This window comes from Mesorhizobium sp. M7A.F.Ca.CA.004.12.1.1, assembly GCF_003997835.1.
GTDB lineage: Bacteria > Pseudomonadota > Alphaproteobacteria > Rhizobiales > Rhizobiaceae > Mesorhizobium.
In genome coordinates this window covers 1-5,886 of the sequence record NZ_RZRK01000372.1, presented here as the reverse complement: position 1 = coordinate 5,886, position 5,886 = coordinate 1, and the positions used below count along the sequence as shown (strand labels likewise).

The window sequence follows — 5,886 nt, the reverse complement described above, 5'->3', positions numbered from 1 at the left end:
CCGCGGCGGCGCGGCTGGCCGCGGCCGGCTATCGCGTCTCGGGCGAGCGCGGAAGCGGACGCCATGAGGATTTCCGTGCCGGCGATGGCGAGCCGTTCGAGGAGGAGGCCTCCGACGAGCATGCCGCCCGGCCTTCGCTGTCGCCGCGTGAGGCGGAAGTGTTGGCGCTGCTGGCCGAGGGCGCCCCAAACAAGGTGATTGCGCGGCGGCTGAACATTTCGGTGCACACCGCGAAGTTCCACGTCGCCGCAATCCTGATCAAGCTCGGTGCGGCCAACCGCACCGATGCGATTGCCATTGCGATGCGCCAAGGGTTGGTGCTGGTCTAGTCATAAACCCTACGCTGCGTAACGCGGTGTCCAGCGTGTCGGGTCTTGCGCTGCGGTCGCCCGCCGCGCAAAGGTTTGCGCCTGTTGTGTTGCAAGGGAGGCGCAAGGAAATGTCGCTCAAGGGAAAGACGCTGTTCATCTCCGGTGGGTCGCGCGGCATCGGGCTGGCGATCGCGCTGCGCGCGGCGCGCGACGGCGCCAATGTGACGATCGCGGCCAAGACCGCCGAACCGCATCCGAAGCTGCCGGGCACGATTTATAGCGCTGCCGAAGAGATCGAGCAGGCTGGCGGCAAGGCGCTGCCTGTTTTGTGCGACATCCGCGAGGAGGCGCAGGTGGCCGAGGCGGTCGCCAGGACCGTGGAAAAATTCGGCGGCATCGACATCTGCGTCAACAATGCCAGCGCCATCCAACTCACCGGCACGCTGGAGACCGACATGAAGCGCTACGATCTGATGCATCAGATCAACACGCGCGGTACCTTCCTGGTCTCGAAAATGTGCATTCCTCACCTGAAGTTGGCGCAAAATGCTCACATCCTGAATCTGGCGCCGCCGCTCGACATGAAGGCCAAGTGGTTCAGGAATCACGTCGCCTACACGATGGCCAAGTTCGGCATGTCGATGTGCACGCTGGGCATGAGTGCGGAGTTCGCCAAGGACGGCATCGCTGTCAATTCACTGTGGCCGATCTCGACCATCGACACGGCGGCGGTGCGCAATCTGCTCGGCGGCGCGACGGTGGCGGCGATGAGCCGTTTGCCCGACATCATGGCCGACGCCGCGCATGCCATCTTCATGCGGCCGGCGCGCGAGACAACAGGTAATTTCTACATCGACGAGGAGGTGCTGCGCGCCGAGGGCGTCAGCGACTTTTCAGCCTATGCGCCAGGTGCGACCGGGCCTCTGGCCGGAGATTTCTTTGTCCCTGACGAGGTGTTTGCCCGCACGGACAGCAAGATCAAGAGCATCTACTAGATCCGCGTCATTGTGAGCGTCGAGCTAAGCCATCCGCCGTGGCTGAGCCACGGCAAAGCCTTGCTCACAAAGCGATAGGGCGCCAACCTGCCGGAGTGATTCAAGGTCCGGCAGGCGCTTGCTTACGCCTCATCCTTCTTGCCTTTGCCGAGGCCCATCAGCCGGTCGATATAGGCGAGCATGAGGGCCGAGACGACGAAGGCGAGATGGATGATGGTCAGCCACATCAGCTGGTCGGTCGTGTAGGTCGACGAGTTCAAAAACACCTGCAAAAGGTGGATGGACGAGATGGCGACGATGGTCGAGGCAACCTTGACCTTCAGCGAGCCGACATCGATGGTGCCCAGCCAGTGCACGCCACCCTCCTGGTCGTCGAAGCGGCTGACGAAGTTCTCGTAGCCCGAGATGATGACCATCACCACCAGCGAGGCAACCAGTGCGGCATCGATCAGGCCGAGCATCTTGAGGATGGTGTCGGTGTCACCGAGCGTGAACGCCAGGGTAATGAACTCATAAAGCTTCTTGCCGAATGACAGCGCATAGACGGCCAATGCCAGGGCCAGGCCGATATAGAAAACGACGAGCAACCAGCGTGAAGCGAGAATGATCGATTCGATGGCGAGTTCGAGACGCTTCATGGGATGATTCCGGCTGGTTATCTCTCAGACAATGGTCGTATTCGGCCACGCCGCCACCGTTTGCAAGACAAAAAACCCCGCCGAACAAGGTCCGGCGGGGTTCAATGCGTCCCGCTGGAGTCGGGACGGGGCAGGGAACGCCCAGCACCGAATCTGGGGTGGCTGGGCTCGCGATTCAATGAGCCGTGTCTAATGCCCGTACAATTCTTGTTGAACCCGTCACATCCACCCATCCCCGGCGGTGCCGGGGATGGGTGCTTCTCGTGCCGATTCCACAAACCGGGTCATGGTTTTGAAATCATGACCTAATTGTTGCTGGCGACCGGTGCCACCAGCGAGGTGATGCGGCGAATGCCGACGCGCCGGTTCTCGCGGTTCGGCGCCGACGTGTTGACCTTCAGATACTCCTCGCCATAGCCCTGCGTCGTCAGGTTTTCCGGCGGGATGCCGAAGGCGTTGGTGAGCGCTTCCGCCACTGATTCCGCGCGGCGATCGGAAAGGGCCAGGTTAGCCTCCGGTGTGCCGACCGCGTCGGTATGACCTTCGATCAGGAAGGTCTCGGCCGGGTTCTTTTTCAACAGCTTCTCCATGGCGGTGGCGACGCCCTCGAGCTTCTGCACCTCGGTGTCGGAGATCGAGGCCGAGCCGAATTCGAAGTTGAGCGTGTCGAGATCGACGCGCCGTGCGATGTCGCGCACGCGGGCCGAACGTTTGACCTCGTCGATCGAGTAGAGGCGCTGGACCTTCTCCACCGGTGGCTGTTCGAGGAAGGTGTAGTAGTCGTCCGGATCTTCGACATCCTCGGAGTCCAGAATGTACTCCTCGCGCGGGATTGTCAGCCGCATCGGCGGCAGGTCATCGCCTGGATCGCGCCAGTCGCTCTCATCCTGATAGTGCCGCTCGTCGACATAGCTCAGCACATATTCGCGTCCATCCGGCGCAATGCGCGAACGCTGGATGACGTCGCCATAGCGGTTGCGGATGGTGACGATCTGGACACCGTTGTCGCGCTCGACGATTTCCCGGGTGCGGTCGCCCGAGAGATCCTCATAATAGACGTTCCTGGCGCCGCGGGTCATGCGCGGGGCGTCATTGCTCTCGACGAATGTCTGGTTGTTGAACTGCAGGATGACGCGGTCGCCGAGCTCCCTGACGACGTCGACGCCTTTCGGACGCCGGCGGTCACGGACGTTCTCATCGGGCGCACGCTCTACGCGCGTGCCCTTTTCCTCGGTCACCGGCGCGATCTTCTCGGGCTTGATCTCCTGTTGTGCGGCCCTGTCGTCGGTGGGCGGCGGACCTTGGTCGATGGGAGCAGCCACCGGCTTGCGGCCCTGATCGCCACCTTGCTGGGCATTTTGCCCGCCATTCTGCTGCTCGCCATCCTGGGGGACGATCTTGTCGCCCTGCTTGCGGCCGCCCCTGCGCTCGGCGTCCTTCTGGCTGTCCAGGATGGGAGCGGCGTTTGGATCGGCCGGTGCTTCGCCTTGCACCGGGTTTTCGCCCTGTGCCGGTGCTGCCGTCTGACCATTGGCCGGTTGTTCGCCGGTGGCTGGCTGTTCGGCTGTGGCCGGCTGCTCGCCAACAGGTTTCCTGACACGCTTCTTCGTCGTGTCCTGGGGCTGCTCGCCCTGGGCCGCGGGCTGTTCGCCGGCAGGGACCGTCGCCTCTCCAGCGGGAGCCTCTTTCGGTGCCGGGGCGACTTCAGGTTGGGCCTGCTGGTCCTGCCTGTTCTTCTTGCGCGGCTTGGCCTGCTCGCCGGGCTGATTGTCGTTGGCCGGTTCCGCCTGGTTGGCCGGAGCCTGCTCGGTTTGCTGCTGCTGGTCGCGCTTCTTCCTGCGCGGCTGCTGTTCCTCGGCTGGCGCTGCCTGTTCGGCCGGCGCCTGCTCGGTCTGCTGCTGCTGGTCGCGCTTTTTCCTGCGCGGCTGCTGTTCCTCGGCTGGCGCTGCCTGTTCGGCCGGCGCCTGTTCGGTTTGCTGCTGCTGGTCGCGCTTTTTCCTGCGCGGCTGCTGTTCCTCGGCTGGCGCGGCCTGTTCGGCCGGCGCCTGCTCGGTTTGCTGCTGCTGGTCGCGCTTCTTCCTGCGCGGCTGCTGTTCCTCGGCCGGAGCGGCCTGTTCGGCCGGCGCCTGCTCAGCCTGCTGCTGCTGGTCGCGCTTCTTCCGGCGTGGCTGCTGCTCCTCGGCGGGCTGTTCGCTCTGGGCAGGCGCGGCCTGCTGTTCAGGCTCGGCCTTCTTGCGCTCGCGCTTCTGTTCGGGTTCCGCCTGCTGCTGTTGTGCGCAGGCTTCGCCTTCGGCGCATGCTGCTTGCGCCAGGATGAATGGGGCTGCCGTGCGCTGGGCAAGGCCGGACGCGACACTTCCCTGAAGCGGGAACGCGCCCAACGGCGCGGATGCCATAAGCAGGCCGAGTGCCGTGCCTGCCAGAATCCGTGGTTGGCGTTTCATCGAAATTCTCCTTGTGGGGTCCCATCCTTGCCGAAACCGATCTTGTGCCGATTGGTTCCAGTCTGGCACGGATAGAGGCCGTACGGGGCGATTGACCGACCTTTTGAAGGCAACTTCATGTCATTCACCTGGCGATAGCCGCAATTGCGACCATTGCCGCGCTTGACCTTGCCCGCGGCTGGGGCCACATCCCGGAAATGGAAACGCCATTCTGGAAAACCAAGGCGCTGGAGGCGATGAGCCCGGCCGAGTGGGAATCGCTGTGCGACGGCTGCGGTAAATGCTGCCTTTCGAAGCTTGAGGACGAGGACACCGGCGAGATATACTGGACCAGCGTCGGCTGTCGGCTGTTCGATGCCGAGACCTGCCGCTGTTCGGACTACGTCAACCGGCTGGCGCGCGTTCCCGACTGCGTCGGGCTGACGCCACAGAATGTGCGAACCATCAGCTGGCTGCCCAGCACCTGCGCCTATCGGCTGGTGGCCGAGGGCTGCGACCTCTACTGGTGGCACCGGCTGGTGTCGGGCAGCGCCGAGACCGTGCATGAAGCCGGCATCTCGATGCGCGGCCGGGTCAAGGCGAGCGAAACCGATCTTGCCGAGCCGGAAGACTATTTTGACTATGTACTGGACGAGGAGCCGTAGGACCAGCGGCGGTGAGCAAGAGCCTCGCGTTTGAAGACATTCGGCCAATCCGCGGGGTCGGAACCGGGCGCCGAGTCAGGCGTTCTGGCCTTCACCGAGGGCTGGGGACGATGGCGAATGGCGGGAACTTTCCTTTTCCCGCCATATGAACCGGAGATGAACGGCAGGTTCGTAAAGAGTTCAGACAGGCAAGCGCATTCTCCCCTCATCGGTTCACAAGGGGCGAAGGCCCGCAAAAAGGAGAGAAGACGATGTTCAACACGATCAAGACGGCAGCCCTTTCGGCCCTGGTCGGTCTCGGCACGCTGGCGGCCGTTCCTGCTCACGCCGACAGCCTCTATCTCGGCTTCGGCAACAACAACGACCCGCGTTTTGGCGTCTATACCGGTGACGACGGTTATCGCCATCGCCGTGACGAGCGCCGTGGCAACTGGCGCCGTGGCTGCTCGCCGGACCGCGCCCTCGACAAGGCCGAACGCATGGGCCTCCACCGCGTCCGGATCGTCGACGTCAGCCGTCGTACGGTGAAAGTGGCGGGCCGCCAGGATGGCGACCGCGTCGTCGTCGTGTTCGCCAATGAGCGCGGCTGCCCGGTCATCTATCGCTAAGCTTGGGTTTGGCGGACCCTAGAGGCTGATCTTCTGCGAAGATCAGCCGGGAGACGCGATCTTCTGCGAAGATTGGTCTGGACTAGCCGAGCCCTTTTCCGTTTGAAGGGTGTGGCTCGAAAAAACCCGCGGGAGCAATCCCGCGGGTTTTTCATGCACGCCATTGGTTGATGATTGCCGTGGCCAGGCTCAGCCACGGATCGTCAGAGCCGCTTATTTCAGTTCGAAGGTGACGGTGACCTGCAC

7 protein-coding genes are annotated in these 5,886 nt (G+C 63.5%); 5 read left to right on the top strand and 2 right to left on the bottom strand.

Translation table 11 applies throughout. The annotated features are described in order from the left end of the window. Positions 1–329, top strand: a 329-nt coding sequence (locus EN984_RS19695) for a LuxR C-terminal-related transcriptional regulator (RefSeq protein ID WP_164765538.1), incomplete at its 5' end; no start/stop codon positions are given. 110 nt (positions 330–439) lie between these two features. Beyond that, complete coding sequence (locus EN984_RS19690) at positions 440–1,306, top strand: NAD(P)-dependent oxidoreductase (protein WP_127269031.1); 867 nt, start codon at positions 440–442, stop codon at positions 1,304–1,306. Positions 1,307–1,428: 122 nt separating this feature from the next. Here EN984_RS19690 and EN984_RS19685 read toward each other — a convergent pair whose 3' ends face one another. Together EN984_RS19685 and EN984_RS39515 are read right to left on the bottom strand one after the other, a co-directional pair. Beyond that, a complete protein-coding gene (locus EN984_RS19685; RefSeq protein ID WP_127269030.1) occupies positions 1,429–1,944 on the bottom strand; it encodes a TIGR00645 family protein in 516 nt (171 codons plus the stop codon). A 305-nt stretch (positions 1,945–2,249) separates the two neighbouring features. Beyond that, on the bottom strand, positions 2,250–3,437 hold the full coding sequence (locus tag EN984_RS39515) for an OmpA family protein (protein ID WP_127328061.1): 1,188 nt from the start codon (positions 3,435–3,437) through the stop codon (positions 2,250–2,252). Between EN984_RS39515 and EN984_RS39510 the strand changes: the two genes are divergently transcribed. From EN984_RS39510 to EN984_RS19670, 3 genes are all read left to right on the top strand, one after another. Continuing rightward, positions 3,432–4,463: a hypothetical protein gene (locus EN984_RS39510; protein ID WP_245466891.1), complete on the top strand. Its 1,032-nt coding sequence runs from the start codon at positions 3,432–3,434 to the stop codon at positions 4,461–4,463. The genes EN984_RS39515 and EN984_RS39510 overlap by 6 nt on opposite strands. Before the next feature lie 122 nt (positions 4,464–4,585). Then, positions 4,586–5,032: a YcgN family cysteine cluster protein gene (locus tag EN984_RS19675; protein WP_127269028.1), complete on the top strand. Its 447-nt coding sequence runs from the start codon at positions 4,586–4,588 to the stop codon at positions 5,030–5,032. Positions 5,033–5,283: 251 nt separating this feature from the next. Further along, the gene (locus EN984_RS19670) at positions 5,284–5,640 is read left to right on the top strand and encodes a hypothetical protein (protein ID WP_127269289.1); all 357 of its coding nucleotides are present in this window, start codon (positions 5,284–5,286) and stop codon (positions 5,638–5,640) included. Positions 5,641–5,886 lie beyond the last annotated feature (246 nt).

Coding starts and splice junctions, on each gene's coding strand:
- EN984_RS19685 (WP_127269030.1), bottom strand. CDS start 1,944: ATGAAGCGTCTCGAACTCGCCATCGAATCGATCATTCTCGCTTCACGC.
- EN984_RS19690 (WP_127269031.1), top strand. CDS start 440: ATGTCGCTCAAGGGAAAGACGCTGTTCATCTCCGGTGGGTCGCGCGGC.
- EN984_RS19675 (WP_127269028.1), top strand. CDS start 4,586: ATGGAAACGCCATTCTGGAAAACCAAGGCGCTGGAGGCGATGAGCCCG.
- EN984_RS19670 (WP_127269289.1), top strand. CDS start 5,284: ATGTTCAACACGATCAAGACGGCAGCCCTTTCGGCCCTGGTCGGTCTC.